Source organism: Pseudonocardia aurantiaca (assembly GCF_039526725.1).
Classification (GTDB): domain Bacteria; phylum Actinomycetota; class Actinomycetes; order Mycobacteriales; family Pseudonocardiaceae; genus Pseudonocardia; species Pseudonocardia aurantiaca.
This window is the reverse complement of sequence record NZ_BAAAJG010000025.1, coordinates 167,725-192,011: the sequence shown is the minus strand read 5'-3', so window position 1 is coordinate 192,011 and position 24,287 is coordinate 167,725. Positions and strand designations below refer to the sequence as shown.

27 protein-coding genes are annotated in these 24,287 nt (G+C 70.7%); 12 read left to right on the top strand and 15 right to left on the bottom strand.

The features are described 5' to 3' along the window. Nucleotides 1–52 precede the first annotated feature (52 nt). Genes ABD143_RS29565 through ABD143_RS29555 form a run of 3 tightly spaced genes read right to left on the bottom strand, consistent with a single transcriptional unit; the run spans nucleotide 53 to nucleotide 3,578 of the window. Nucleotides 53–886 (bottom strand): sugar phosphate isomerase/epimerase family protein, encoded by an 834-nt coding sequence (locus ABD143_RS29565; protein WP_343984730.1) that lies wholly within the window; start codon nucleotides 884–886, stop codon nucleotides 53–55. Further along, entirely contained in the window at nucleotides 883–2,571 is a 1,689-nt protein-coding gene (locus ABD143_RS29560) for a hypothetical protein (RefSeq protein WP_343984729.1), read from the bottom strand. The genes ABD143_RS29565 and ABD143_RS29560 overlap by 4 nt, the downstream gene beginning before the upstream one ends. Continuing rightward, complete coding sequence (locus ABD143_RS29555; RefSeq protein ID WP_343984728.1) at nucleotides 2,568–3,578, bottom strand: Ppx/GppA family phosphatase; 1,011 nt, start codon at nucleotides 3,576–3,578, stop codon at nucleotides 2,568–2,570. Before ABD143_RS29555 ends, ABD143_RS29560 begins: the two co-directional genes overlap by 4 nt. 168 nt (nucleotides 3,579–3,746) lie before the next feature. Between ABD143_RS29555 and ABD143_RS29550 the strand changes: the two genes are divergently transcribed. Further along, a complete protein-coding gene (locus tag ABD143_RS29550) occupies nucleotides 3,747–4,217 on the top strand; it encodes a MarR family winged helix-turn-helix transcriptional regulator (protein ID WP_343984727.1) in 471 nt (156 codons plus the stop codon). 384 nt (nucleotides 4,218–4,601) lie between these two features. Further along, complete coding sequence (locus ABD143_RS29545; protein ID WP_343984726.1) at nucleotides 4,602–4,829, top strand: hypothetical protein; 228 nt, start codon at nucleotides 4,602–4,604, stop codon at nucleotides 4,827–4,829. Between the two features lie 115 nt (nucleotides 4,830–4,944). Here the strand turns inward: ABD143_RS29545 and ABD143_RS29540 are convergent, their stop codons facing one another. After that, nucleotides 4,945–5,769, bottom strand: a complete 825-nt coding sequence (locus tag ABD143_RS29540) for a hypothetical protein (protein WP_343984725.1) — start codon at nucleotides 5,767–5,769, stop codon at nucleotides 4,945–4,947. Between the two features lie 851 nt (nucleotides 5,770–6,620). On the opposite strand from ABD143_RS29540, the gene ABD143_RS29535 reads away from it, so the two are divergent. The 3 genes from ABD143_RS29535 to ABD143_RS29525 all read left to right on the top strand — a co-directional run bounded on the left by ABD143_RS29535 (nucleotide 6,621) and on the right by ABD143_RS29525 (nucleotide 7,555). Then, nucleotides 6,621–6,842, top strand: coding sequence for a hypothetical protein (locus tag ABD143_RS29535; RefSeq protein ID WP_343984724.1), 222 nt, complete (start codon nucleotides 6,621–6,623; stop codon nucleotides 6,840–6,842). A 178-nt stretch (nucleotides 6,843–7,020) separates the two neighbouring features. Continuing rightward, the gene (locus ABD143_RS29530; RefSeq protein WP_343984723.1) at nucleotides 7,021–7,215 is read left to right on the top strand and encodes a hypothetical protein; all 195 of its coding nucleotides are present in this window, start codon (nucleotides 7,021–7,023) and stop codon (nucleotides 7,213–7,215) included. A 154-nt stretch (nucleotides 7,216–7,369) separates the two neighbouring features. Next, the gene (locus tag ABD143_RS29525) at nucleotides 7,370–7,555 is read left to right on the top strand and encodes a hypothetical protein (RefSeq protein WP_343984722.1); all 186 of its coding nucleotides are present in this window, start codon (nucleotides 7,370–7,372) and stop codon (nucleotides 7,553–7,555) included. Between the two features lie 47 nt (nucleotides 7,556–7,602). Here the strand turns inward: ABD143_RS29525 and ABD143_RS29520 are convergent, their stop codons facing one another. From ABD143_RS29520 to ABD143_RS29500, 5 genes are all read right to left on the bottom strand, one after another. Continuing rightward, nucleotides 7,603–8,292 (bottom strand): response regulator, encoded by a 690-nt coding sequence (locus ABD143_RS29520; RefSeq protein WP_343984721.1) that lies wholly within the window; start codon nucleotides 8,290–8,292, stop codon nucleotides 7,603–7,605. A 14-nt stretch (nucleotides 8,293–8,306) separates the two neighbouring features. Beyond that, nucleotides 8,307–9,539 carry an ATP-binding protein gene (locus ABD143_RS29515; protein WP_343984720.1) on the bottom strand — a complete coding sequence of 411 codons (1,233 nt, stop codon included), beginning with the start codon at nucleotides 9,537–9,539 and terminating at the stop codon, nucleotides 8,307–8,309. A gap of 128 nt (nucleotides 9,540–9,667) precedes the next feature. Continuing rightward, the gene (locus tag ABD143_RS29510) at nucleotides 9,668–10,402 is read right to left on the bottom strand and encodes a phosphoglyceromutase (RefSeq protein ID WP_343984719.1); all 735 of its coding nucleotides are present in this window, start codon (nucleotides 10,400–10,402) and stop codon (nucleotides 9,668–9,670) included. A gap of 30 nt (nucleotides 10,403–10,432) precedes the next feature. Then, nucleotides 10,433–11,050, bottom strand: coding sequence for a hypothetical protein (locus tag ABD143_RS29505; RefSeq protein ID WP_343984718.1), 618 nt, complete (start codon nucleotides 11,048–11,050; stop codon nucleotides 10,433–10,435). Nucleotides 11,051–11,218: 168 nt separating this feature from the next. Then, the gene (locus ABD143_RS29500) at nucleotides 11,219–11,734 is read right to left on the bottom strand and encodes a MarR family winged helix-turn-helix transcriptional regulator (RefSeq protein ID WP_379660040.1); all 516 of its coding nucleotides are present in this window, start codon (nucleotides 11,732–11,734) and stop codon (nucleotides 11,219–11,221) included. Nucleotides 11,735–11,879: 145 nt separating this feature from the next. On the opposite strand from ABD143_RS29500, the gene ABD143_RS29495 reads away from it, so the two are divergent. Beyond that, nucleotides 11,880–12,386, top strand: a complete 507-nt coding sequence (locus ABD143_RS29495; protein WP_343984717.1) for a VOC family protein — start codon at nucleotides 11,880–11,882, stop codon at nucleotides 12,384–12,386. Nucleotides 12,387–12,411: 25 nt separating this feature from the next. Here the strand turns inward: ABD143_RS29495 and ABD143_RS29490 are convergent, their stop codons facing one another. The 4 genes from ABD143_RS29490 to ABD143_RS29475 all read right to left on the bottom strand — a co-directional run bounded on the left by ABD143_RS29490 (nucleotide 12,412) and on the right by ABD143_RS29475 (nucleotide 15,409). Further along, nucleotides 12,412–13,152 (bottom strand): GntR family transcriptional regulator, encoded by a 741-nt coding sequence (locus ABD143_RS29490; RefSeq protein ID WP_343984716.1) that lies wholly within the window; start codon nucleotides 13,150–13,152, stop codon nucleotides 12,412–12,414. A 375-nt stretch (nucleotides 13,153–13,527) separates the two neighbouring features. Next, a complete protein-coding gene (locus tag ABD143_RS29485) occupies nucleotides 13,528–13,983 on the bottom strand; it encodes a MarR family winged helix-turn-helix transcriptional regulator (protein WP_343984715.1) in 456 nt (151 codons plus the stop codon). Between the two features lie 57 nt (nucleotides 13,984–14,040). Beyond that, nucleotides 14,041–14,655, bottom strand: a complete 615-nt coding sequence (locus ABD143_RS29480) for a GNAT family N-acetyltransferase (RefSeq protein WP_343984714.1) — start codon at nucleotides 14,653–14,655, stop codon at nucleotides 14,041–14,043. A gap of 196 nt (nucleotides 14,656–14,851) precedes the next feature. Next, on the bottom strand, nucleotides 14,852–15,409 hold the full coding sequence (locus ABD143_RS29475) for a GrpB family protein (protein WP_343984713.1): 558 nt from the start codon (nucleotides 15,407–15,409) through the stop codon (nucleotides 14,852–14,854). Between the two features lie 152 nt (nucleotides 15,410–15,561). Here ABD143_RS29475 and ABD143_RS29470 point away from each other — a divergent pair, with 152 nt between their 5' ends. The 6 genes from ABD143_RS29470 (at nucleotide 15,562) to ABD143_RS29445 (ending at nucleotide 20,876) form a co-directional block, all read left to right on the top strand. Then, the gene (locus ABD143_RS29470; protein ID WP_343984712.1) at nucleotides 15,562–16,377 is read left to right on the top strand and encodes an alpha/beta hydrolase; all 816 of its coding nucleotides are present in this window, start codon (nucleotides 15,562–15,564) and stop codon (nucleotides 16,375–16,377) included. A gap of 492 nt (nucleotides 16,378–16,869) precedes the next feature. Then, entirely contained in the window at nucleotides 16,870–17,583 is a 714-nt protein-coding gene (locus ABD143_RS29465; RefSeq protein WP_343984711.1) for an alpha/beta fold hydrolase, read from the top strand. Nucleotides 17,584–17,923: 340 nt separating this feature from the next. Continuing rightward, nucleotides 17,924–18,898: a helix-turn-helix domain-containing protein gene (locus ABD143_RS29460; RefSeq protein ID WP_343984710.1), complete on the top strand. Its 975-nt coding sequence runs from the start codon at nucleotides 17,924–17,926 to the stop codon at nucleotides 18,896–18,898. A gap of 113 nt (nucleotides 18,899–19,011) precedes the next feature. After that, a complete protein-coding gene (locus tag ABD143_RS29455) occupies nucleotides 19,012–19,806 on the top strand; it encodes an NAD-dependent epimerase/dehydratase family protein (protein WP_379660041.1) in 795 nt (264 codons plus the stop codon). Nucleotides 19,807–19,877: 71 nt separating this feature from the next. Beyond that, on the top strand, nucleotides 19,878–20,270 hold the full coding sequence (locus ABD143_RS29450) for a pyridoxamine 5'-phosphate oxidase family protein (protein WP_343984709.1): 393 nt from the start codon (nucleotides 19,878–19,880) through the stop codon (nucleotides 20,268–20,270). 9 nt (nucleotides 20,271–20,279) lie between these two features. Next, nucleotides 20,280–20,876, top strand: a complete 597-nt coding sequence (locus ABD143_RS29445) for a dihydrofolate reductase family protein (protein WP_343984708.1) — start codon at nucleotides 20,280–20,282, stop codon at nucleotides 20,874–20,876. A gap of 498 nt (nucleotides 20,877–21,374) precedes the next feature. Here the strand turns inward: ABD143_RS29445 and ABD143_RS29440 are convergent, their stop codons facing one another. Continuing rightward, nucleotides 21,375–22,949 (bottom strand): AMP-binding protein, encoded by a 1,575-nt coding sequence (locus ABD143_RS29440; RefSeq protein ID WP_343984707.1) that lies wholly within the window; start codon nucleotides 22,947–22,949, stop codon nucleotides 21,375–21,377. A gap of 321 nt (nucleotides 22,950–23,270) precedes the next feature. Next, nucleotides 23,271–24,281, bottom strand: coding sequence for a DUF4349 domain-containing protein (locus ABD143_RS29435; RefSeq protein ID WP_343984706.1), 1,011 nt, complete (start codon nucleotides 24,279–24,281; stop codon nucleotides 23,271–23,273). Nucleotides 24,282–24,287: the final 6 nt, after the last annotated feature.

The window sequence follows — 24,287 nt, the reverse complement described above, 5'->3', positions numbered from 1 at the left end:
GAGTAGCAGGACACCCCAGCGTCGTCCCAGGCCTACCCGGTGTGAGCTGCGTCTACCGGCGAGCGGGCAGCGCCGGGCGCGCCGTCGGCTGCAGATGGAGCCGGGCGAAGAGGAGCGACTCCGCGAGCAGCGCCGTGCGCTCGTCGCGGGTGCGGCAGCGTCGGGTGCTCACCTCGACGACGACGGTGCCGTCGAATCCATCCGTGAGGAGCCGCTTGCACACCTCGGCGCACGGCTGGCCGCCGCGGCCTGGCACGAGATGCTCGTCGCGCGGTGCGCCGCTCCCATCGGCGAGGTGGACGTGGCTCAGGCCGCTGCCCATCCGCTCCAGCATCGCGATCGCGTCGACGCCGGCGGCCGCCGTGTGGGAGAGGTCGAGTGTGTAGTGCGCGTGCCCGACGTCGGTGGGGTCGAACCCGGGGCTGTAGAGCACGGTGCTGACGCCGGAGCGGCTGATCGGGAACATGTTCTCAATGGCCAACTCCACGCCGACGTGCTCGCCGGAGCGGGCCACCTCGTCAGCGAACAGAGCGGAGTAGCGGCGCTGCCAGCGGAAGGGCGGGTGGAGCACCACGGTGCGGGCGCCGAGTGCTGCCGCCGCCTCCACCGAGCGCCGGATGCGGCCGATCGGCTCGGCGGTCCACACCCGCTGTGTGACGGCGAGGCAAGGGGCGTGCACCGCGAGTACCGGAACCCCGAACCGCTCGCTCAACCGGGCGACCGCGGGCACGTCCTGGCTGACCGGGTCCGGCCAGACCATCAGCTCCACACCGTCGTAACCGAGCTCGGCCGCCAGCTCGAACCCGGCCGTGACCGGTTCCGGGTACACCGAAGCGGTGGACAGGGCGACCGGCGGCGCGGGCGCCCCGTGCTGCGCGGTGGTCATCTGCCCAGGAGTACCAGAATCGCCGGGGAGGCAGTCAGCAGTAGGCCGACGAGCACCGCGAACATCGTGGTGCGCATGTCGTTGTTGCGCAGGAGTGCCCGGACCACCACCACCAGCCCGACGGTGACAAGCACCGCCGCGGCGAGCGCCACAACCGGGAGGCTGCGCCAGAGGAAGCGGAAGCCGACCCAGAGTGCGGCGCCACCGACCGCTCCCGCGATCCACTGGGCGAGCACCGCGGCCCACGCCTGGCTCGCATTGTCGGCGACGGCGCCGGCGCGCCACTTGCGCCGGCTCTTGCCCGGCTGCTCGTCGTCCTCGACAGCCTCGGACTCCTCGCTGTCGAAGAAGCCACCCGGCTCCGGTTCGGCGTCGTCGAACCGCTGGTCGCGGTCGCGTCGCGCCCGACCGTTCCTGGCCCGGTCGGGGCGGTGGACGGGCGGCAACTCGTCCTGGCCACCGCCGTAGAAGTCCTCGAAACCGTCGGAGAAGCTGTCGGACTGGTCGTATCTGCGCCCGCCCAGCCCGGCTGGCTCGTCGTCGAAGTCGAGCGGCGCGGCGGCCTCGGTGGGCGGACCGACGTCCTCGTCGGCCTGGGCGCCGTTCTGCCTGCCGCGGGTGCGGTCACGGTGCCACGCCTCGGCGCCGGCCGGAGCTGCCCCGACCATGGTGGGCGGACCGTCGTCGTCATCATCGTCGTAGCCGTCGGAGTCGTAGCCGTCGGAGTCGTAGCCATTGGACTCATAGCCATTCGACTCATAGCCATTGGACTCATACCCGTCGGCGCCGGGCCGGAGGTGGGGCTGGATCGGGGCCGTCAGGCTCACGTCGAGCGCAGGATCCTCGTCGCGGACGCGCGGGATGTGGTCGGTGGGCCGGTCGCGCACCGGGCTCCCGGCTGCCGCACCCCGGGGCGGGGTCTCCCGCGGCTGCGACTCCCGGATCTGGGGCTCCCGGATCTGGGGCTCCCGGATCTGGGGCTCCCGGATCTGGGGCTCCCGGATCTGGGGCTCCCGGATCTGGGGCTCCCGGATCTGGGGCTCCCGGATCTGGGGCTCCCGGATCTGGGGCTCACGGATCTGGGGCTCACGGATCTGGGGCTCACGGATCTGGGGCTCACGGATCTGGGCCTCACGAGGCTGGGGCTCCCGCGGCCGGGAGTCCCACGCTTGCGGCCCCGAATCCCACGCCCGCGGCTCGGGGCCGGGAGGCTCCGGTTCCCACCCGCGCTGCTCCCGCTCGCGGGTCTGCCGGGGTGGCGGCTGCGCGTCCCGCCGGTCGTCGCGGGCCGGGGCGTCCCACTCCGTCGACTCCCACGCCTGTGGACCGGAGTCCCACGGCTGTGGAGCCGAGTCCCGCGCCTGCGGCTCGGGCGCCCGTCGGCTCTCCCACGAGGGCGGCTCCGGCTCCCAGGAACCGGGTTCGCGGTCGGCGCTCCTGCGCCCACCGGAATCGCGCTGCCCCGGGGGCACACGCTCGCGGAGCAACGCGCGGTCCGGCTCCCGGCTGGGCGCCGGCCAGTCCGGGACGGCAGGCGCGCCACGACCGACGGGAGCTGCACCGCCCTCTTCCGACCCGTCGGGTTCCCGCCGACGGCGCCGTCGACCGGTCGCGTTCGCATCGCCGTGCTGGGCGAGCAGCTCGGCGACGGTGCGCTGGCGTGGGTGGTCGGTTTCGGAGCTCATCCCGTACACCGTGCCTCGAACGGCGTCAAGCGTCCAAGACCATCCGGCGCGTCGTGCGCCGAGCGGTCTATCTGGGCCGTCCCATCGAGCGTGTCGAGCCGCCGGAGGATCACTCCTTCGCGCAACGCCCATGGGCAGATCTCGAGCTGGGTCAGCCGCAGCGCACGCATCGCGGCCTCCGCGACGAGGGCTCCGGCCGCCAGCTGGTGGGCCCGGCTGGGGCTCACACCCTCCAGCTCCGCGAGGTCGTGCGACGACATCCGCGTGACGAACGAGGCGAGCTGGCGCAGCCCGACGTCGGTGAGCACCCGCCGCACCCGGGGACCTGCGCCCGACGGCGCGGCGCCGGTGAGCCGGGCGAGCGAGCGGAACGTCTTGGACGTGCCGACGGCGAGATCGGGGGTGCCGGCCCGACGGAGCCTGCGGGCGACCGGGGCGAGCTGGGCGTCGAGTCGTAGGCGCAGCTCGTCGATCTCACGGCGCGACGGCGGGTCGGAGCGGAAGCACTCCCGAGTCAGCCGCCCGGCCCCCATGGGCAGCGATTCGGCGACGGCGGGGTGCTCGTCGAGCCCCGAGGCGAGTTCCAGCGAACCGCCCCCGATGTCGAGCACCAGCAGCCGGCCGGCCGACCAGCCGTACCAGCGGCGCACGGCGAGGAAGGTGTAGCGGGCCTCGTCCTCGCCGGGCAGCACCTGCAGGCTCACCCCGGTGCGGTCGCGCACAGCGGCGAGCACGGCCGCCGAGTTGGTGGCGTCGCGCAGCGCCGATGTGGCGAACGCGAGCAGGTCGGCGCACCCCGCGGTCTCGGCCACCGCGCTGGCCCGCTCCACGGCCTTGACGAGCGCATCCTCGCCCGCCGGGGCGAGTGCGCCCGTGGGGTCGAGGTGCTCGGCGAGACGCAGCTCGGTCTTGTCGGAGGTCATCGGGGTGGGGTGGCCGCCGCGCTGGGCATCCACCACGAGGAGGTGGACCGTGTTGGAACCTACGTCGAGCACACCAAGGCGCACGCGGCCCACGTTACTGCCCGGTCGTGACGATCTCGTGACCCAACCGGCATCAACACCGGCGGAACGGCGCCGACCATCGAGAACAGCGGGCTGTCCACATGCCCACACGGTTGTCCACAGGATGTGGACAGGCCCGAGACACATCCACAACCCCGGTAGCCTGCGCTCGTGCACTCCGCGATCGAGGCGCCTCCTGCCCGCCTGAAAGGCACGCCGAGCTGGCTGGTCAACCAGACGGCCACACACGCATCGCGGCTGGTCACCGAGGGCTTCGCCGCCGTGGGCGCGCGGCGATACCACTACTCGCTGCTCGCTGCGCTGAGCGAGTTCGGCCCGTCGAGCCAGGCGGCGCTCGGCCGGCACACGGGCATCGACCGCAGCGACGTCGTCGCGATGCTCAACGAGCTGAGCGAGCAGCAGCTGGTGGAGCGGTCGGTCGACCCGGGCAACCGCAGGCGCAACATCGTCACGCTCACCGACGCGGGCACCGCCCGCCTCGCCGAGCTCGACCATCTGCTCGCCGGCATCCAGGACGAGCTGCTCGCTCCGCTCGCCCCGGCCGAGCGCGAGCAGCTCGTGACGCTGCTCGGCCGGGTGGTGGAACACCACCGAGCCGGCGGCCTGGGCTCGAAACCGTAGGTGTCGCGGGCCGGCTCCGTGAACGATGACCGGAGTCAGCCGGCGTCGGGCGGGGCACCAGTTCGCCGGTCAGGGGTACCGACCCCCGGTCAGCCCTCGAACTTGTAAGCCGGACCGGTTCCGTTTACACGAACGGCCTAGCGACCGCAAAGGAGCGGAAGGTCGTTCTGACCTCCCGGAACGCTCCCCCCGGCTGGCCCCGGTTGCCCCCGGCTGGCCCCGGACGACCCTGCTCTGCCACGGCCCAGGGACGGCCCGAAGCTGTCCACACAGGACGCGCGGGCCTCCGCGCTGGTTGAGATACCTGCCCCCTCAACCAGACGCCCCCGGCGCGGCGCCGGAAACGCCGGCCGAGGACTTGATCGCAGAGAGGCCCTGCGACCCGTGCACACCATTCCGCATCCCACGATCCCGGCCGACGACGCCCCGCTGTGCGCGTCGTGCGGCACCATCAACTCACCCGACTACTTCCTGACCGTCGTCGACCCGACCGGCTCCCGTGAGCTGTGCGCCGCGTGCGCGCTGGGGCTGCTGATCGCCGTCGACCCCGACCGGTGCGGGCCGATCTCCCTCGTGCTCGGCGTGCCGCTCGCGGAGGTGACTGCCCGATGAGGGACCTCCGCCCGCTGCATGCCGAGCCCGTTGCTGTGCGGGCCCCGTTCGACGTCCGCCAGCCACCCATCTACAACCCGGAAGCGGCGCGTGCCAGTGCTCACCGCCGAAGAAGTCAGCAGGAAGCTGCAACGCCGGGGGCCGAGTAGGGGTTCACCCCCCCAAGGGGGCTTTCCTGGCGCGCGTCCACAGAGATCGTGTATTTGGGACCGGTACCGCAGCGCCTTGTCATGTCGTAGTACTGCCTAGGGGCGTCCAGGCGGGCGACTTCGAGATTCGGGTAGACCAACGGCTTTCCGGCGCTCACCTGCGCAGCAGGTCCCCCGACCACGAAGTAGGCGGCACCGGGCTTTGAAGGTGACTGCAGCAACGTGGCCCTACCTGCGCTGTTGACGACAACCGCGGCGGTCTCGTCGATACCCACGCCGTAAACCTGTGGAGGAGCACCGGATACCGCACCGTCCGCTATCTGCCGTGCCATGAACACCGTGAGCCGACCGAAGCGATCGCGCTCACCGAAATGGCTGTCCGTGATCCAGCCGGCGAGCGGCGGAAATTTCAACATGTTCCGAGTGAAGGTCACCCTCGACGAATAGGGATCGGCGAGAGACTCGGCTGAGTCGATGCTGCCGTTGCTGGAATCGAAGGCGTACTGCCCGAGGATCGCCAAACCGGCACTGCTTCCGCCGACGACGCCACCGCGCTGGTAGACGCGTTGGACCGCCGCCATGAGCGGGCTGCCCGCCCATTGCGTGTAGTTGTGCTGATTGCCTCCGTCGAAGAAGGCGGCCTCGGCTTTGTCGATGACCGAAGCGGCCTGCTTGAGGTCGGCCTGCGTGGAAGGAGGCGGCAGGCTGATCGTCTGGACCGAATTGAAGGGTGCGGCCTTGTAGATCTCCGAGTCCAGGCCGCTGTTGGCCTCCGCGGTCAGCACCACCACGTCCCCGAGTCGGCTCGTGCTGTCCGGGGAGAGGGTGGAGCGCATCCAAGCAGCGAACGCTGCGGTCACCTCCAATTCGCCCCCGTCGAGCACGAGCCCCGGCCCGGCGGGCGTGAAGACGCTGTCCGCAGCGGATCCCAGAGGCGGAAATGCCTCTGTCCTCCTCGGCGGCCCCGCCGCTTGCGCAGCGGCGGCCAATGATGTCAGGCCTCCGGCGAGCAGAATACATGCCGCAAGGACGGCGAGGGATCGTTCGAATGGAGGGCGCACCATTTCCCCTTCCTTCCATCGAAAGACCGGAGGACGCTCCGGGAACCGAGAAGGAGATCGCAATCGCGCCCTTCGCCCGATGGCTCGAGAGCTGAAGTGACGCGAATGCGAGCCTGGTTGTTCACCAACATGAGGATGGCCATCTCCCCATTCTCGATTCCGGTGTTTTGAGCGCCTCCGCGGTCGTTGGAGTGCGTTGATCATCTGCGGTGAGCAGCCGCAGGCAGCGATAGCAGCACCGGCGGAGGCCGGGGTCAAGGGATGAGGGCAGAAGGATCTTGGCCGAGCGCCAGCGGCCCGAAGGGCGGTCAAGATGCTTGTGAACCCCTTGACGCTGAGAGACGACGAACAGCGCCCCCACTCACGATTCAGCAGGGGAGCTGTCGTGCCGGAGTTGTGACCTGCGGCCACGCCCCGAACGGGGCTTGCGTCCCCGGGCGACGTCGGCGTACGACCAGCCACCGTTCGTCCCGCCGGCACCGTCGGCTGAGCGCGCCGCGCTCAACCGCCGCACCGCCCGTGCCCAGACTGGCACCGCCTGACCCGACCCGCCACGAGGAAGGACACCCCCCCCCCCGCCCATGCCCAACTCCCCCGACGACCCGCAGGTTCAGGAGGCCGTCAAGGCCGCCGATCACTACACCAGCCAGGCCAAGGCAGCCGCCCGCCTGGACCGCCCCGTGGACTCCCAGGCGATGGCCACCCTCGCGCTCGCCGCCGAGGTGCGGGCGGCGCGGCTGCAGCTCGCCCCGCTGCTCGAGCGGCTCGTCGAGTCGGTCGAAACGATCGAACAGAAGCGGTAACCCCGCCGACAAAGTGGGCCCCGACGTTGCTTCGTTGCGCGTTGGGGCCCGCTGCCATCCTCGCCCTTGACCCGACTGACCCCCTACCGGGCAAGGAGCACATCGCCGGCTGAACTCAAGTCCGGCGACGCGATGCGCGGGAAGCTCTGGTGAGCGCGCTGCCATCCGCGACGGCGACGTGGCTGACCTCCTCGATGCCATCGAGCTTGGCGGAGTCGAGGCCGGCGAGAGGTGGCTACGATCCCGCGGTCTGCCGTACTCCAAGCCAAGTCGCCGGGAGCATCCCCGCTATGCGGTGCGCGGCCAGGAGTGGGCGCCGCTTCCGCCCGCCGACGACCAGATCAAGGTCCGCACCACCGCCGGCCCCGCTTGAGTCGGGATATCGACTGCCATTCGCCCGCTCGTCCGGCCACTATTGGCAACAGATCTTAGTCAGCGCGTTCGCGCAGGTCAGAGGCGCGCACAAAAGTGCGCACAAGTGCGCTTTTTCGGCCGCTGGGCGATCCGTGCGTGAGCGGTCGGGCGGGATGACGTACCCCGCCCGGGCGGTCATCGCGGTCGCGGAGCGCCTCGGGCACGACAACGCGACGATGGTCATCAAGGTCTACGGGCACCTGCTCCCTGACTCCGAGGACCGCACTCGCCGGGCCCTCGATGACGCCTGGTCGGCCCCGGCCGCGGAGGCTCCCACGGCCCAGGGACGGCCCGGATGATCTACGGCAACGCTGCGGTCAGGTCAGGACAGGGTCTGACGCCCCGGTCAGCCCTCGAACTTGTAGCCGAGCCCACGCACCGTCACAAGGTGCCGGGGCGCGGAGGGGTCGGACTCGACCTTCGAGCGCAACCGCTTGACGTGCACGTCGAGCGTCTTCGTGTCGCCGACGTAGTCGGCACCCCAGACGCGGTCGATGAGCTGACCGCGGGTGAGCACCCGGCCCACGTTGCGGAGCAGGTACTCGAGCAGGTCGAACTCCTTGAGCGGCAGCGCGACGTCGGCGCCGTTCACCGAGACGACGTGCCGCTCGACGTCCATCCGCACGGGCCCCGCCTCGAGCACACCGGGCAAGCCGTCGACGTCGCCACCGCCCTCGCCGCCACGGCGCAGCACCGCGCGGACCCGGGCGATCAGCTCGCGGGCGGAGTAGGGCTTGGTGACGTAGTCGTCGGCGCCCAGCTCCAGCCCGACGACCTTGTCGATCTCGCTGTCGCGGGCCGTCACCATGATCACCGGGACGGCGGAGCGCGTGCGCAGCGCCTTGCACACGTCCGTGCCGCTCATGCCGGGGAGCATGAGGTCGAGCAGCACGATGTCGGCACCGTTGCGGTCGTACTCCTCCAGCGCGTCCTGACCGGTGGCGGCGACGGCGGTGGTGAAGCCCTCCTTGCGGAGCAGGAACGCGAGGGGGTCGGCGAAGGACTCCTCGTCCTCGACGATGAGCACCCTTGTCATGGGATCTCCTCTGCTCACCCGACGCGGTCGGGCAGTTCGACGCGTGCGGGATCGGCCGCCGCGATGGGGGTTTCGCCGCCGTCCTGGCCCGGTGGGGAGCCGAGCTCGGCGTCGAGCTCGGAATCGGGCTCGGTGTGGACGGGAAGGCGCATGGTGAACGTCGACCCGGTGCCCGGGCTGCTCCATAGCCGCACCTCGCCACCATGGTTGGCGAGCACGTGCTTGACGATCGCGAGACCGAGTCCCGTGCCGCCGGTGGCCCGTGAGCGCGCCGGGTCGACGCGGAAGAACCGCTCGAACACCCGCTGCTGGTGCTCAAGGGCGATGCCGATACCGCGGTCGGTCACGGCGATCTCCACCCACTCGCCGGTGCGCCGCCGCGACACGGAGACCGAGGCCCCGAGGGGGGAGTACGCGATGGCGTTCTCGATGAGGTTGGACAGCGCTGTGACCAGCAGCGTCAGGTCACCCTCCACCTCGAGCCCGGTCGGGCGGTCGACAATGATCTCGATCTCCGCCGCTTCGGCCGACAGCCGGGCACGCGCCATGGCCTCCCGCACCACCTCGTCGACGTCCACGACTTGCAGCTCGGGGAGCCGCTCGGCCCCGGTGAGCCGGGAGAGCGCGATCAGCTCCGTGACGAGGTTGCCGAGCCGAGTGGCCTCGTTGAGGATCTTGGTGCCGAACCTCCGGACCTCGACCGGGTCGTCGGCCGCGTCCAGCACGGCCTCGGCCAGCAGCCCGACCGCGCCGACCGGCGTCTTGAGCTCGTGGCTGACGTTGGCCACGAAGTCGCGCCGGGTCGCCTCCAGCCGGACGGCGTCGGAGGTGTCGGCCGCCTCGACCATGCTGAAGCCGCTGCCGAGGGGTCGGACGTGCGCCAGCACCGCGGCCGGTTGGCGGCCCCGGCGGTCGAGCGGGGAGAGGTCCACGGCGATCGCCACGCCGCTCGCCAGCACCTGCTGACAGGCCGCCGCTGCTCGGGCGTCCGCCCGGCCCGCGGTGACCACACCCAGTTCGGCGGCGCGGGGGTTGTGGAGCACCACATCGCCGCCCTTGTTGAGCACGACGAGGCCCTCGTCGGTGGAGCGGAAGACCCGCTGGAGGAGGTCGGCCATCGGCGGGCCAGGCACGGGTTCGACCCGTGCGGGAACGGGGTCGACGCGTCGCCTGGCGGTCCGGATCCCGAGCGCGAGGCCGAGCCCCAGCGCCCCGACCGCGATCGCCACGTAGAGCAGCGCGTCCACAGCTCGAATGGTAGGCAGGTCGACCCATCCGCGGGCCACCCCAGAGGCCGGGTCGTGATGCTCCTGACGTTGCAGAACGCCACATTTCCGCGGTGGTTCACCGACAGTTCACCCCGAAGAGTGATAGTTCAGCGCCCCTGAGCGGCCACCGCCGCGGCGGCCGTCGCCGCGGCCTCCGGATCGAGGTACTCCCCGCCGGGCACCGTGGGGCGCAGGTCGTCGTCGAGGTCGTAGCGCAGCGGGATGCCCGTCGGGATGTTCAGCCCGATGATGTCGGCGTCGGAGATCCCGTCCAGGTGCTTGACCAGCGCACGTAGCGAGTTGCCGTGCGCGGCGAGCAGAACGACCTTTCCGGCCCGCAGGTCCGGCACCACGGCGGACTCCCAGTACGGCAGGAACCGCGCCACGACGTCCTTGAGGCACTCGGTGGCCGGGATCTCGATGCCCGCGTAGCGCGGGTCGCCCTCCTGGCTGAACTCCGAGCCCGGCTCGATCGGCGGCGGCGGCACGTCGTAGCTGCGGCGCCACTCCATGAACTGCTCCTCGCCGAACTCCTCCAGCGTCTGCTTCTTGTTCTTGCCCTGCAGGGCGCCGTAATGCCGCTCGTTGAGCCGCCAGTCGCGGCGCACCGGAATCCAGTGCCGGTCGCACGCGTCGAGCGCGAGGTTCGCCGTCGAGATCGCCCGCCGCAGCAGGGAGGTGTGCACGACGTCAGGCAGCAGCCCGACAGCCCGCATCAGCTCACCCCCGCGCCGGGCCTCCTGCTCGCCGGTCTCGGAGAGCGGCACGTCCACCCACCCCGTAAACAGGTTCTCGGCGTTCCACACGCTCTGACCGTGGCGGAGCAGCACCAAAGTTCCCATAGTGCCAACTCTGCCACCTGCGGCGGACGCTCAACCGGCGACCGTCAGGCTCCGCAGGGACGTCTGGAACGTCTGCTCGTACGCACTCCACACATCCTGCAGTGAGGTCCCGGTGGCGACCAGCGTCATGTCGCCATGCACGGTGAACAACTGCACGTTGCGCAGCGTCAGTCCGGTTCCCGAGTCGGTGAAGCTGCCACCCAGCATGTGCGCGATGGTGCCGTCGCCCAAGGTGATCTGCTCGTCGACCGTCGACGCGTAGGCGGTGAGGCCCTGCAGCTCCTGGCGGGCACCGAGGACCGTGGTCGAGAGGTCGGCCGCTGACTGCACGACGAGCACGTTGATGTTGGAGCTGAAGCGGCCGGCGACCGAGCTGGACGGCTGCGGGTCCAGGAACACCACCGCAGTGCCCTGCGTTCCGCTGGTGTCGGCCGTCCAGTTGGTCGGCGGGACGAGGCTGAACCGGCCTTGGGCATCGGTGAAACGACCCTCGTTCGATGGCGGGTCCGCCGGAGGCGTGGGCGATGGCGACTCCGGAACGGCGACGGACGCAAGGGACGGGCCTGCTGTGCCCGGCACCTGGACCGTGCATCCGGCCAGCGCCAGCACGCCCACTACCAGCCCGACGCATGCCAGTGCGATCCGCATCCCGTCCTCACCGCCTCACGACGTCGCCCGATCGACGCACCCTGCGCGCGCCGCTCGCGGCATGATCGCTCACCCGCCCGGGGGACACCACGCGGGGCTCGTGCGGTGCCAGGCCACGATCGTCGCCGGAGTGATCGCGGGTGACGTTTGCGGCCACCGCACCAGGGCTCAGGACCGGCGGCGCTCCTCCGCCTCGACGACGGCGGCCGGCAGCGGCGTGCGGCCGAGATCCACCCCGAGACCGGCCAGCACGGCCTTGCCGATGTCGCGCAGCTGCTCGACCTGCTCCGGCGTGAGCCGGTCGATCAGGTGCCGGCGGACCGTGCGGACGTGGCCCGGCGCCGCGGCGGCGAGCGCCGCGAAGCCCGCCTCGGTGAGCTGGGCGAACGTGCTGCGCCGGTCGTCGGGGCACGGGACGCGGCGCACCCAGCCCTGCCGCTCGAGCCGGGCGACCGCGTGGGAGAGCCGGCTCTGCGAGCTCTGCGTGATGGCCGCCAGGTCGCTCATCCGCATCGTGCGGCCGGGGACGTCGGAGAGCATCGCGAGAATTTGGTAGTAGGCGTGCGGCATGCCGGAGTCGCGCTGGAGCTGCCGGTCGAGCTCGGCCTCCAGCAGCGTTGTCGCGGCGAGGTACGAGAGCCATGCGTCCAGCTCGCCTGGCTCCAGCCAGCGGATCTCCTCCACACTCGACACACTTCCCTGGTCGCCGCTATCCGCAGGCTGTGTCGACGGCACGCTCACGGCGCTCATGATACGTGAAGTCTGTTGAACATTCATATGTCGCGTGGCGAGGTGCTAGGATTGAGTTCTCAACCACTGTGGGGGAACGATGCCGGTACAGCGCCTCAACCACGCCGTGCTCTACGTCCGCGACCTCGACCGGAGCGTCGGCTTCTACACCGATGCCTTGGGTTTCCGGGTCGTCCGACAGATGCCGGGCCGGGCGGCGTTCCTGCAGGCCGACGCCTCCACCAACGACCACGACCTCGGGCTGTTCGCCCTCGGCAGCGACGCCGGTCCGTCGCGGGCCGGGCGTTCGACCGTGGGCCTGTACCACCTGGCGTGGGAGGTCGACACACTCGCGGAGCTGAAGCGCATCGCGGGGGGGCTCACGGATCGGGGCGCGCTGGTCGGGGCCTCCGACCACGGCACCACCAAGGCGCTCTACGCCCACGACCCCGACGGGCTGGAGTTCGAGGTCAGCTGGCTCGTCCCGGCCGACCGGCTCAGCTCCGACATCGCGATCAAGACCGTCCCGCTGGACCTCGACGCCGAGATCGAGCACTACGGCGCCCACACGAAGGGCGGGGTCGGCGTCTCCACGCCGGTCGGCTGAGCGACCGGAAGGCCCGGTCGCCCCGTCAGAATCCTCCCGCGGCACCCATCCGGTAGCCCTCGCGCGCCGAGAACTCGGCCGTCACGCTGAACCTGTCGGCGCGCACGAGCGTCTGGCGCCACTCGACCGGCCGGTCAGCCGCCCGGCCGAGACGGTCGATCATGAACGCCGCGACCCCCGGGCCCACGCCGAGCAACTCGCGCTCGACCTCGGACGGGACCACCGCACGCACACGCTCGTTCCCGCCCGTGACCCGCACGCCGCAGCGGGCCGCGTAGACGGTGTAGAGCGCGGTGTGGCTGAAGTCGACGTCCAGCAGCGGCGCGGCGAGCCGCTCCGGCAGCCAGACCCGGTCGACGGCGAGCGGGTCGGCGTCGGCGAAGCGCAGCCGCTCGAGGTGCACGAGTGGCGTCGACTCCTCCAACCCCAGCCGCGCAGCCACCACCCCGTCGGCGCGGACATCGAGCGTGCGCACCACACTCCGCTGCACCTGACCGGTGGCCTCCACCGCGGTGAACAGGCTGAAGATCTCGCCCAGCGGCTGCTCGATCTCGGTGGGCTCGGCCTGCCGTGGGGTGCGGCCCCGCCCGGCGATGACCAGTCCCTCGTCCCGCAGCCTGCGCACGGCCTCCCGCACGGTGTGCCGGCTGACGCCGTACTCGGCCACGAGCGCCAGCTCACCGGGAAAAGCGGCCGTGAACTCGTCGTGCTCGAGCCGGCGGCGCAGGTCGGTGAGGAGCTGGGACCACAGCGGAGCCCCGGCCATACGGTCGAGCGTGCGGGCGGTCATGCGGAGTTCGGGGTGGTGTGGCGGGTGGAGCTCATGGTGGTTCCCGGGGCTCGACGGTTGCGGGCGCTGCGGCTTGCTCCGGCCCCTCGGATCGGATCCGGCAGGAGCTAGCAGGCGGGGCGGGTGCGACACCGGCGGTCGTCGACCGAGAGCTGGTCGGCCCCGAGCAAACACACGCAGAACGCCCACCGCTGGGGTGCGAGTTCCGGAGCCATGCAACCAGTTGACCAAAGCCTTGTCGGGCAGGCAAGGGACTGTGGCGAACGCGCTCCCGACAAGATCGCTACCCCGATAACGTCTTCTCCTGGACCGCAGGCCCGCTGGGGCCAGGAGGCGGCGCCTGCGTGACCGTCAGACGGGAGCGCCCGAGCGCAGCCGGTCCGACAGTTGGTGCAGCACCTCACGAAGCTCGACCATCTCCCCGCAGCTCAGCCCGGTGGCCTCTCCCACCCGCAGCTGCGTCTCCGCCGTACGCGCCTCCAGCGCGCGGCCCGCCGGGGTCAGGGAGACCACCACCGACCGCTCGTCGCCATGCCGCCGGGTGCGGGTGACGAGACCCGCTGCCTCCAGTCGCTTGAGCAGCGGCGACAGCGTGCCCGTCTCCAGCTTGAGCGCGTTGCCGATCCCGGTGACGCTGCAGTCGCCGCGCTCCCAGAGCACCAGCATCACGAGGTACTGCGGGTACGTGAGACCGAGCGCATCCAGGAGCGGGCGGTAGCGACCCATGATGGCCCGGGAGGCCGTGTATAGCGCGAAGCAGAGCTGATCGTCGAGGGGGGCCGCCCGCACCGGTGCCGCATGCGCCATCCCCACACCGTAAGGCGCGCCGCCCCCGTGAGCACGCGGCACGCACAGGTGGCCCACCTACAGCTGGGGCCCCCTCAGGTCGAGCCGGACGACGGGGCGCGCCGGGCGGGCCCTACGGACCTCCCGGAAGCCCGCGGCGAGGAAGGTGGAGAGCGGCCCGTGGTACAGCTCGGCGGAGGACACCGAGCCCTTCGCGGCGACGTCGACGGGGTACGCCTCCACCACCCGCGCCCCGCCCGCCCTGGCGTGGGCGACCGCGCCATCGAGCAGCGCGCCCGCCACTCCTCTGCGCCGGAACCCGACCCGCACCACGAAGCATGTGACCGCCCAGACCCCGGGGTCGGCGAACTCCTCGGCCCCGTCGCCGCGCAGCACCTGGGAGCGCGCCAGCCGCGAGTAGCCGGGACGGGCCGCGACCGCCGCCCAGCCCGCGGGCTCGCCGTCGAGGTAGGCGAGGACGCCCGGCGGCGGACCGGCCTGGACCTGAGCGCGTAGTGCCTCCCGGTTGGCGGCGCCCGCGGTTGTACTCACGTCCGAGTCCGCGAAGAACCATTGACACCAGCAGTGGGCCGGATCGCCGCGGGTACCGAACACGCGCTCGGCGTCGGACCAGCGGGGTGGGGTGGCGGGCTCAACGACAAGCTGGGCTGCGTCGATCTGGGCTGGGTCCACGGGCGACAGCCTGCCCGGCGCCACCGACGGGCGGGACCCGGTGCGTGGATGTGTGCAGAGCATGGAGGAGTGCGGGCGCAGGGAAGGGCGTGGCGACCGAGATCCGCATGATCGGCCATCTCGGCACCGGCGGGAGGGGCTAGGAGCGCGCTGACAAGCTCGGGCCTACTGCGCGACGCCGCCTTTCAGCACCCTCCTAATCCGTCCAGCCGCCGCGCGCCAGGATCTCCCGGATCACCGGCCCCTTCGCCTCGGCGTAGAAGTTGACGTCGCGCCACTCACGCTGAGCCAGGTCGCGCTTGACCGACTCGTAGCGCTCGCGGTCCTCGGGACTCGACCGCAGCCGGTCGCGGAACACGAGGTACTTGCGGGTCTCGGCGTGCTCGGGCGGGTAGCAGTGCAGGTTCACGGGCTCGTCCGGGTCGCCGGCGCGCAGGCAGCGGTGCTGCGACTCCCGCACACGCAGGTCGTAACCGATCGCCTCGAGGTCGGGCAGGTACGCCTGCTCGTCGTCGGGGTCGTCGATGCCTACGACGATGTCGACGATCGGTTTGGCCGCGAGCCCCGGCACCGACGTCGAACCGACGTGCTCGACGAGCCGCGCCCGCTCGCCCAGCACCCGCCGCAGTTCCGCGGCGCGGGCGCCGAACCGGTCGGCCCAGCGAGGGTCGTGTTCCACCAGCGTCACGCGGGTGGGGCGCAGGCCGCGGACCAGCATGGCTGCGAGCCCGTCGTCGGTGAGACCCTCTGGCATACCGCTCACCTTGCCGCTCGTCTTCGAGTCGGCCAACTGGCGGCACTGATGACACCCACAGGCCGAACCGCGCCGCAGCGTCCGGTGGCGCAAGGTGTAGGAGTTCGGCACCGCAAACCCCCGCCTGCACCGCTGGACGACGAGGAGGCCCGATGGCTGAGTCACGCAAATGGACGTACCAGGGACTGACCGGCAACCTCATGGCGAGGACATGGCGCGGGACCGGGGAACCGACCTACCTCGTCGTCATCGCCCACGGCTACGGCGAACACATCGGGCGATACGAGCGGCTCGCGGACGCGCTGGTCTCGGACGGCGCGGTCGTGTACGCCGTCGACCACGTCGGCCACGGCAAGAGCGAGGGCGAGCGCGTCCTCATCGAGGACTTCGAGGACGTCGTCTCCGACCTGCATACATTGGCCGAGACGGCCCGACGCGAGAACCCCCGGCTGCCTGTCGTGCTGCTCGGTCACTCGATGGGCGGTTTGATCGCGTCCCGGTACGCCCAGCGCTACGGCGATACGTTGGCCGCGCTCGTCCTGTCCAGCCCGGTGGTCGGCCGGTGGGAATCGGTGTCCGAGACGCTCGCTCTCGACGAGATCCCCGACGTGCCGCTCGACGTCACCACGTTGTCGCGCGACACGGCGGTCGGGGAGACGTACGCAGCCGACCCTCTGGTCTGGCACGGGCCGTTCAAGCGGGTGACGCTCGAGGCAATTCAGCGGACGCTGGAGACCATCGCCAAAGGACCGAACCTGGCCGACCTGCCGCTGATGTGGATCCACGGCGAGGACGACCGGCTCGTGCCGATCGACGGCAGTCGCAGAGGGATCGAGAGCCTCCGCGGCCCGCGGTTCGTCGAGCGGATCTACCCCGAGAGCCGCCACGAGTTGTTCAACGAGCTCAACGCCGACGAGGTGATCGCCGACGTCACGGAGTTCATCCGCGCACAGTCCGCCGCCCGCTGACCGCCGCGCCCAGGCTCTGCACACACATACGCGTCCGCCGACTCCCCGCCCAGACCACGAGATGCACAACAGAGCTATTTGATCTTGCCCAAGCCGCTCTGCCGCTCATCTCACGGCCGGACCGGTGCGTATGTGTGTGCAGAGCCTGGTAGCCCGCGAGCCGCGCTGAGTGCCGCCGCACCGTCGGCACGTATTCGGCATACCCCGCGAGCGAGCAGCACGGTCGTGCGCTTGACCTGGTGTGGGGCTGAGCAGATAGGGCCTCCCGCGATCACCAGCTACCGGAGCGACTCGTGATTCTCCGCCGCATCGTGGTCAACATTTTCGGATACCCGGGCTGGTGGCGCGACACACGACGTCGACCCGGTACTTGATCTCACGATCCGCGCCATTTCGCATCATGGTCAGCGGAATGTCAAACTGATCGGCAGGCTCGCGTCGCCGTCCTAAGCTCGTTGCTTCCCCAACCAGTCACGGGAGATGGAGACGACCATGGACGCAGGGGCTGTGAGGAACGTCGTTCTCGTACACGGCGGCTTCGTGGACGGGTCCGGATGGCAACTGGTCTACGACCTGCTCAAGCACGATGGCTACAACGTCGCCGTCGTGCAGAACCCGACGTTGTCACTCGAGGGGGACGCCGCAGCCACGCGCCGGGTCATCGACGCGCAGGACGGGCCGGTCGTTCTCGTCGGCCACTCCTACGGCGGGGCGGTCATCACCGAAGCGGGCACACACCCGAGCGTGGCGGCGCTGGTGTACATCGCGGCCTTCGTGCCAGACAAGGGAGAGTCGGTGAGCACGCTCATCGCCAACCCACCGCCCGGCGCGCCCGTTCCACCGATCCTGCCGCCCAAAGACGGCTTCCTGCTCCTCGACCGGGAGAAGTTTCCCGCGTCGTTCGCCGGCGACCTGCCCGCCGAGCAGGCAGCGTTCATGGCCGACTCGCAGGTCCCGTGGGGGACCGACGCCCTGGGCGGGTCGATCACCGAACCCGCCTGGCGGGAAAAACCGAGCTGGTACCTGGTCGCAACCGAAGACAGGATGATCCCTCCGCCGGCGCAGCGGGCCATGTCCGAGCGGGCCGGCTCAACCGTGGACGAGGTGGCGGGCAGCCACGCCATATACGTGTCCCAACCGGCCGCGGTGGCCGCCACCATCGAGCAGGCCGCGTCCGCGTCGGCCGCGCGGCAACAGGTTCGGTAGGAGGCGCGGCGACGCGTCGATCCGAAGCGATCAAACGTCCACCCGAAACGAGTGGGTCCGGCGTCGATCCCCCGCTCGTTGAACGCGTGGGGCTCGGGAGATCGGGCTGATCCGAACGATGAGCGCCCCGGCGCCTGTTGGCCATGCCGGGGCGCTCACGCGTTCCGTACCGGTCTCATGGATAACCTCGAAGCTACCGATCAGCCAGCGGTGGGGGCAGGCGCCTTGCGGCCACCGCGCAGACCCTCTCGGGACCGCGCACTGGCGGCACCCGTACCCGCACGCTTACCAAGACCGGTACGCAGGTCAACGGCAGTCGTCGCTAGGTCACAGCCCCCTGATGCTCAAGGCAGAGGTGGGGGCCGAACGCCCCCGGAACGCTGCGATTGCCACCAGAACTGCAACCACCCCCGCGTCTCCTTGTAGGGAGGTTCCTGATCCACAACCGACTCGGCATGATGGTCGGATGGCCGGGGAATCGTCCTACCTGGAGCGCGCGCCGACGCCTGCACTGGCCGCGTTCGCATCGTCTGTCTGGATCCAACAGGTAGGCGACCAGCCCGTGGCGCAGCGGCACGTGCCGCACGGCGGCGCCGAGGTGCGATGTGTGCTCGGTGAGGCGCCCCGGCTGCTCGGGCCCCTGACCACGTCGACGTATCAGGAGATCCCGGCGGGCGGCACGGTCGTCGGGGTGCGGCTGCGTCCGGGCGTGATCGGTGGTCTTGTCGGGACGCCGGCCGAAGAGCTGGTCGATCAGGACGTCGCGGGCACCGACGTCTGGTGCGACCTGGCCAACCTGACGGATCTTCTCGGGAATGCCGCGACACCGCGGGTCGCACTCGATCAGCTCCAATCGTGCGTCGCGCGATCCGCCGTCAAACTGGACCCCTTGGTGAACGAGGCCGTCTGGAACCTCATGCCGTGGCACGGCAGCGGACCGGCCGCTCTGCATGCGTTGCTGTCGATCTCCGAACGCCAGTTGCGGCGCCGGTGCCGGGCAGCGGTCGGCATCGGCCCGAAGGAGTTGCACCGCATCCTGCGTTTCCAGGGCTTCGTCGCCCGCCTCCAGGCGTGGGTTGCCCAGCAGGGCGCCTCAGACGTCGATCTCGCACGGTGGGCCGCTGAGGCCGGGTACCACGACCAGGCACATCTCAGCCGCGAGTGCCGCCGGCTCATGGGCGTGACGCCCGGCGAGTTCCTCGCACAGTCGGAGGCTGCGTGCAGCTGCGGACACGACCACGCTGCGTCCTACGTCCCGATGCTCCGACCGGGGAATGGCCGTTTCGTACAAGAGCGGCGACCGATCCCGGCCTAGCGTCGCGATCATGAGGCTGAGAGTCCCGATTGCGCATTGTCCCTGGTCGAGTGCCGAGCTCGCACGTGAACCGACGGGGATAGCCAGACGGGCGCCGGGTCGTCGTCGAGCCGCTGGACACCGCGGACGAGGCGACCTTCCTCGATATCGGGAAGCGGCACGAGATCACCGGCATCGTGCACCTCGCGGCGGGCCCCTACAACATGCCCGATCCCGTCGATTATCTCCGCGCCGAAAGCCTCGGCCTGCTCAACGCACTCAAGGCGGCGACGGTGTGGGGCGTGCGGCGATTCTCCGTCGCCAGCACCATCGGCGCGTACGCGGGCGTGGACGAGGTCCCGTGGCGGGAGGAGGCCCCGCTGCCGGTGGTGGCACCGCACCAGATCCATGTGTTCAAGAAGACCGCGGAGTTGTTCGCCGCGCTGACCGGCGACAGTGCCGGGTTCGACACGGTGAGCCTGCGGATCGGCACCATCTGGGGGCCCCTCGGCCTGCCCGACTCGCCGTTCTTCGCGCTTCCCCGCCTGCTCAGCGCCGCGGTCTGGGGCGAGGACCCCGATCTCACCCCGCCCCGCCCGCTCGCGTACGCCGAGGACGCCACCGACCTCTGCTACGTGAAGGACTGCGGCCGGGCCATCGCGCTGCTCATGCTCGCGGAGCGGCTGAACCACCGTATCTACAACGTCTCGAGCGGACGGCTGGTGCGCTACAGCGAGGTCGTCGCCGCGATCAACACCACTGTTCCGGGCGCGAACATCACCCTCCCGGAGGGTCGCAATCCCGACCGGCCCCCGGACAACTACCTCGACATCACCCGGTTGCGGACGGACACCGGCTTCCGGCCGGAGTACGACGTCGAGCGCGCCGTACCGGACTACGTCGACTGGCTGAGGGGACATGACCGCTAGCCCACCGCACCGGGCGGACGCCACCTCGGCGTCGTCCTCGAAATGTTCAGCGGCACCCAGGAGGACTCGCAATGAACGTGCTCAACGACGAAGCCCGCGCCCTGTTCGCCGGGCCGAACATCGCTCACATCGCCACGCTCCTGCCTGACGGCGCGCCGCACTCGGTTCCGGTGATGATTGACATCGAGGGCGAGTACCTCGCCTTCTTCACCTCGCCCAACTCGCGCAAGGGTCGCAATCTCGTCGCGGACGACCGCATCGCGATCTCCGTGACCGACCGGGAGAACCTGGTGCGCAGCGCGCTCGTCCGCGGCCGCGTCGTGGAGCAGGTCGGCGGCGATGCGGGCTGGGAGATCGTCGATCGCATCTTCACCAAGTACACCGGCGGCCCGTACCCGCAGCGCGAGGACCGCGAGGCGTTCCTCGTGGAACCGGCACACGTGACCGTGCCGACCTTCGGCTGAGGGGCGCAGATGGCCAGAGTTGTCATGCAGGCGGTCGTATCGGTGGACGGCTACATCGCCTATCCCGATGACACGGTCGGGCCGATGTTCGACTGGTACGGCAACGGCGACACCGAGTTGTCCGCCCCGGCGAGCGGCTGGACATTCCGTGTCTCGCGGACGTCCGCCGCCTACGTCCAGCCCTTCTGGGATGCCGTCAAGGTCACGGTGATCGGCCGGCACCTGTTCGACACCACGAACGGCTGGGACGGCAAACCGGCCGCCGGAGACCAGCTGGTCGTCGTCACCCACCGGCCATTGCCGCAGGAGTGGCTCGCCGACCACCCGGACGCACCCTTCCACACCGCCGACTCGGTCGAGTCGGGCATCGCGCTCGCCAAGAAGCTCGCGGGCGACGGTCTCGTCTGCGTGAGCGCCGGCGACCTGGGCGGGCAGGCGTTCTCGGCAGGGCTGGTCGACGAGGTCGCGATGGACGTCGCCCCGGTGGTCCTGGGCGAAGGGGTGCGATTCTTCGGCAGCCACGCCGGCACGGTGCTCCTCGACGATCCCGACCAGGTGGTCCAGGGCGACCGCGTGCTGCACCTGCACTTCACGGTCAGGCGCTGACCGGTCTTCCACCCGACCACGGAGATCGACAGCAGAACGCCCGGGTGTCCGCTGAGCGGGCATCCGGGCCCGCGGTGCCGTTTGAGCCATGTAGCAGAACGAGCGGCGCTCTGGTGGTATCGGTGCCGGGGAGGAAGCTGTGGGCGTGTGTCGGTTTCGGCATATGGACGACCCCGATTCATCGGACTCTGGCGGAGCGCGCCGGAAACTCAGTCAAGGTGCTGCTAACGGTCTACGCCAATTGCCTCGACGGCCATCGCCCAGCCCACAACGAGCGCATCGCGACGCTGCTGGGCGAATAACCGGCCCGACGACCAACGAGGCCCCGCCGTCCACAACGACAGTTCCACTGTGGACGGCGGGGCCTCATGGCGTTCCCGTACCGGTCCCGCCGACAGCCCCGGACGACGCCGTACGGCACCGGAGCCGCACAGAGATCAGCGCTGGAGAGGAGCGCGGTTCATGCTGGTCAGCCGCCCGTTTAGACAGGCCGCCGACTCATGTGGCCTGTGGCTCCCTGGCGCGCAGGTCCTTGCGCAGGATCTTGCCCGACGCCGACTTCGGGATCTGGTCGATGAACTCGACCACCCGCACCTTCTTGTGCGGGGCGATCCGCGCGGCCACGTAGGCCATGACGTCGTCGGCCGTGAGGTCGGCGCCGCTCTCCTGCCGCACGACGAACGCCTTCGGCACCTCCTCACCCTCACCGTCGCGCACCCCGATGACCGCGGCGTCGGCGATCTTGTCGTGGGTGAGCAGGAGGGCCTCCAGCTCGGCGGGCGGCACCTGGTAGCCCTTGTACTTGATCAGTTCCTTGACCCGGTCGACGATCGTGAACACGCCGTCGGCGTCGACCGTGGCGACGTCACCGGTGTGCAGGTAGCCGTCGGCGTCAAGGGTGATCGCCGTGGCCTCGGGGTTGTTGAGGTAACCGACCATCACATTCGGGCCCTTGACCCACAGCTCGCCGCGCTCGCCGACGCCCACCTCCTGGCCCGTCTCCGGGTCCACGAGCTTGGACACGACGTTGGGGATGGCGAAGCCGCAGCTGTTGAGGTGGAGGTCGGGGCGGTTGTCGGGCATGCAGTGGCTGACCGGCGACAGCTCGGTCATCCCGTAGCCCTGCAGCACGGTGCAGCCGAGACGCTTAGCGACGGCCTGGCCGAGCTCGGCGTCGAGCGGGGCGGCGCCCGAGAAGATCACGTCGATGCACGAGAGGTCGTACTGGTCGACGATCGGGTGCTTCGCGAGCGCGACGGCCACCGGCGGAGCGATGTAGACGCGGTCGATCTTGTACTCGGAGATGATCCGGAGGAACTCCGGGAGGTCGAACCGGGGCATCGTGACGACCGTGGAGCGGCAGTGCAGGCCCTGGTTCATCATCACGGTCATGCCGTAGATGTGGAAGAACGGCAGCACCGCCATGATCTTGGTCTCCGAGGTGACGTTGCCCATCTGCTCGATCTGCAGCAGGTTCGCCACCAGGTTCCGGTGGGTGAGCACCACACCCTTGGCCCGGCCCGTGGTGCCCGACGAGTACGGCAGCACCGCGGTGTCGGCACCGCTCACGGTCTGGGCGGGCGGCTCGGCCGTGGTGGCGAGCAGGTCGCGCAGCGAGGGGTGACCCTCGGCGCCGTCGAGCACGATCACCGCGTCGGCCGGGAGCCCCACCTCGGCGGCAGCGGCCGTGGCGCGGTCGAGGAACGCGGAGATCGTGACCAGCAGCTTCGCACCGGAGTCGGCGAGCTGGTGCGCCAGCTCACCGGGGGTGTAGAGGGAGTTCACGCTGGTGACGATCGCGTTCGCGCGCAGGACCCCGTGGAACATGGCCGCGTAGTGCGGTGTGTTCGGCGCGAAGAGCCCGACAACGTCGCCGGCTCCGATGCCCCGCTCGGCCAGCGCCGCCGCGATCCGCCGCACCATTCCGTCGAGCTCGGCGAACGTGATCGTCGTTCCCGAGCTGCCGTCGATCAGCGCAGGGGCGCCCGCGCGGTCACCGAAGCCGTCGAAGAGGAAGTCGAAGAGCGAGACATCCGGGATCTCGACGTCGGGGTACGGGCTACGAACGGGCATACGGACGCTCCCTTGCGTGGACTTCCTTTACCGATCGGTAACCGCATGCTAGTTGAGCATGCAACACCGGGGCGAGCGCCGGTCGAATCACTCGAACGGCGTAACCTGGAAGGGTTGTACAGATCGTCACCGACTGTCAGGGTGATCCGCGCTGGCCCTGGCGAGCCCCACTCGCCCGGCCGGGTCGGAAGCGGCGTTCCCCTCGCCGCGACCGGAAGCCACGGACGCGCGGTGCCCCCGACTGCGTGGAAGCTGTGGCGGTGATAGCGGAGTGGCCCGAGTTCGTGACTCCCCCTCAGATCCCGGGCCGCTCCGCCCCCGTCAGGAGTCTCCGTCGGACGTCGACCCACTTGCCGCCCCTGCGGTCGCAGGCCGCCGCCGCCCCCGCACGATCCGCCGGACGAGCCAGACGATCCCGGCGAGCACCGCCACCACGGGCAGGAACGGCAGCACGAACCCGACGGCCGCCGCCACCCCCGAACCGAGCGCCAGGAGGCCGGTCCAGCCGGTCGCGAGGCCGTCGAGGAAGCCAGGTGCCGGGCCGCCGGGCGGCGGCGGCACGGCCGGCCCGCGCAGGTCGACCGTCAGCGTCGACATCGCGACCTGGTCGCGCAACGCCTCTAGCCGTCGTGTGAGCGAGTCGAGCTCGCCCTCGCGGCGGGACAGCTCCGACTCGATCGCCACGACGTCACCGATCGTGGTGGCCTGCGCGAGCAGCCCCCGGATCCTGGACACGCTCGCCTGCTGGCTCGCCACCCGGGCATCCAGGTCGATGGACTCCTCGGTCGCGTCGTACACCTGCGTGCTCCGCGAGATGACGCGCCTGTCCGCGGCGATGTCCTCGACGAGCCGGTCGAGGGCGTCGGCGGGCACCCGAAGGGTCACCCAGCTGCCGGTGTCGCTCGTCTGCTCGTCGGTGACGAACCCGCCGGCGGTAGCGGCCGCGGTGCGGACCTGCCGCATCGCACCCGCCGGGTCGGTGACCTCGACGGAGAGCTGCGCCGTGCGCACCAGGGCCCGCTGCACCCCTCCGAGGGGCACACCCTGCGCGGGCTGCGCCCCCGGCATCGAACGGGAGTCAGGCGCCATCGGCGCGGACTCACCGACCGCGTCCGACCCGGCCGCGGAGCCGCCCTTTCCGGCATCGTACTGAGGAAGGCCCGAGGCCGGGCCTGGCGGCGCGGCCCGCCCGACCGCGGTGGACTCGCCGGAACCGTTGCCCACGCGCACCTGGGCGCCCAGCACCACCGCGAACCCGGCCACCAGCAGGGCCAGCACCGCACCCGCCCCGATCAGCGCAATCCATCGTCCGCGCAACCCCCGCACCGCCATCGGCCC

Excerpts from the sequence above, each read along its gene's own strand:
- ABD143_RS29565 (WP_343984730.1), bottom strand. The coding sequence starts at position 886 with ATGACCACCGCGCAGCACGGGGCGCCCGCGCCGCCGGTCGCCCTGTCC.
- ABD143_RS29450 (WP_343984709.1), top strand. The coding sequence starts at position 19,878 with ATGAACGTGCTCAACGACGAAGCCCGCGCCCTGTTCGCCGGGCCGAAC.
- ABD143_RS29495 (WP_343984717.1), top strand. The coding sequence starts at position 11,880 with ATGCCGGTACAGCGCCTCAACCACGCCGTGCTCTACGTCCGCGACCTC.
- ABD143_RS29510 (WP_343984719.1), bottom strand. The coding sequence starts at position 10,402 with ATGGGAACTTTGGTGCTGCTCCGCCACGGTCAGAGCGTGTGGAACGCC.
- ABD143_RS29445 (WP_343984708.1), top strand. The coding sequence starts at position 20,280 with ATGGCCAGAGTTGTCATGCAGGCGGTCGTATCGGTGGACGGCTACATC.
- ABD143_RS29475 (WP_343984713.1), bottom strand. The coding sequence starts at position 15,409 with ATGCCAGAGGGTCTCACCGACGACGGGCTCGCAGCCATGCTGGTCCGC.
- ABD143_RS29535 (WP_343984724.1), top strand. The coding sequence starts at position 6,621 with ATGCCCAACTCCCCCGACGACCCGCAGGTTCAGGAGGCCGTCAAGGCC.
- ABD143_RS29520 (WP_343984721.1), bottom strand. The coding sequence starts at position 8,292 with ATGACAAGGGTGCTCATCGTCGAGGACGAGGAGTCCTTCGCCGACCCC.
- ABD143_RS29435 (WP_343984706.1), bottom strand. The coding sequence starts at position 24,281 with ATGGCGGTGCGGGGGTTGCGCGGACGATGGATTGCGCTGATCGGGGCG.
- ABD143_RS29460 (WP_343984710.1), top strand. The coding sequence starts at position 17,924 with ATGCTCAAGGCAGAGGTGGGGGCCGAACGCCCCCGGAACGCTGCGATT.
- ABD143_RS29470 (WP_343984712.1), top strand. The coding sequence starts at position 15,562 with ATGGCTGAGTCACGCAAATGGACGTACCAGGGACTGACCGGCAACCTC.
- ABD143_RS29490 (WP_343984716.1), bottom strand. The coding sequence starts at position 13,152 with ATGGCCGGGGCTCCGCTGTGGTCCCAGCTCCTCACCGACCTGCGCCGC.
- ABD143_RS29485 (WP_343984715.1), bottom strand. The coding sequence starts at position 13,983 with ATGGCGCATGCGGCACCGGTGCGGGCGGCCCCCCTCGACGATCAGCTC.
- ABD143_RS29560 (WP_343984729.1), bottom strand. The coding sequence starts at position 2,571 with ATGAGCTCCGAAACCGACCACCCACGCCAGCGCACCGTCGCCGAGCTG.
- ABD143_RS29505 (WP_343984718.1), bottom strand. The coding sequence starts at position 11,050 with ATGCGGATCGCACTGGCATGCGTCGGGCTGGTAGTGGGCGTGCTGGCG.
- ABD143_RS29525 (WP_343984722.1), top strand. The coding sequence starts at position 7,370 with ATGACGTACCCCGCCCGGGCGGTCATCGCGGTCGCGGAGCGCCTCGGG.
- ABD143_RS29465 (WP_343984711.1), top strand. The coding sequence starts at position 16,870 with ATGGACGCAGGGGCTGTGAGGAACGTCGTTCTCGTACACGGCGGCTTC.
- ABD143_RS29440 (WP_343984707.1), bottom strand. The coding sequence starts at position 22,949 with ATGCCCGTTCGTAGCCCGTACCCCGACGTCGAGATCCCGGATGTCTCG.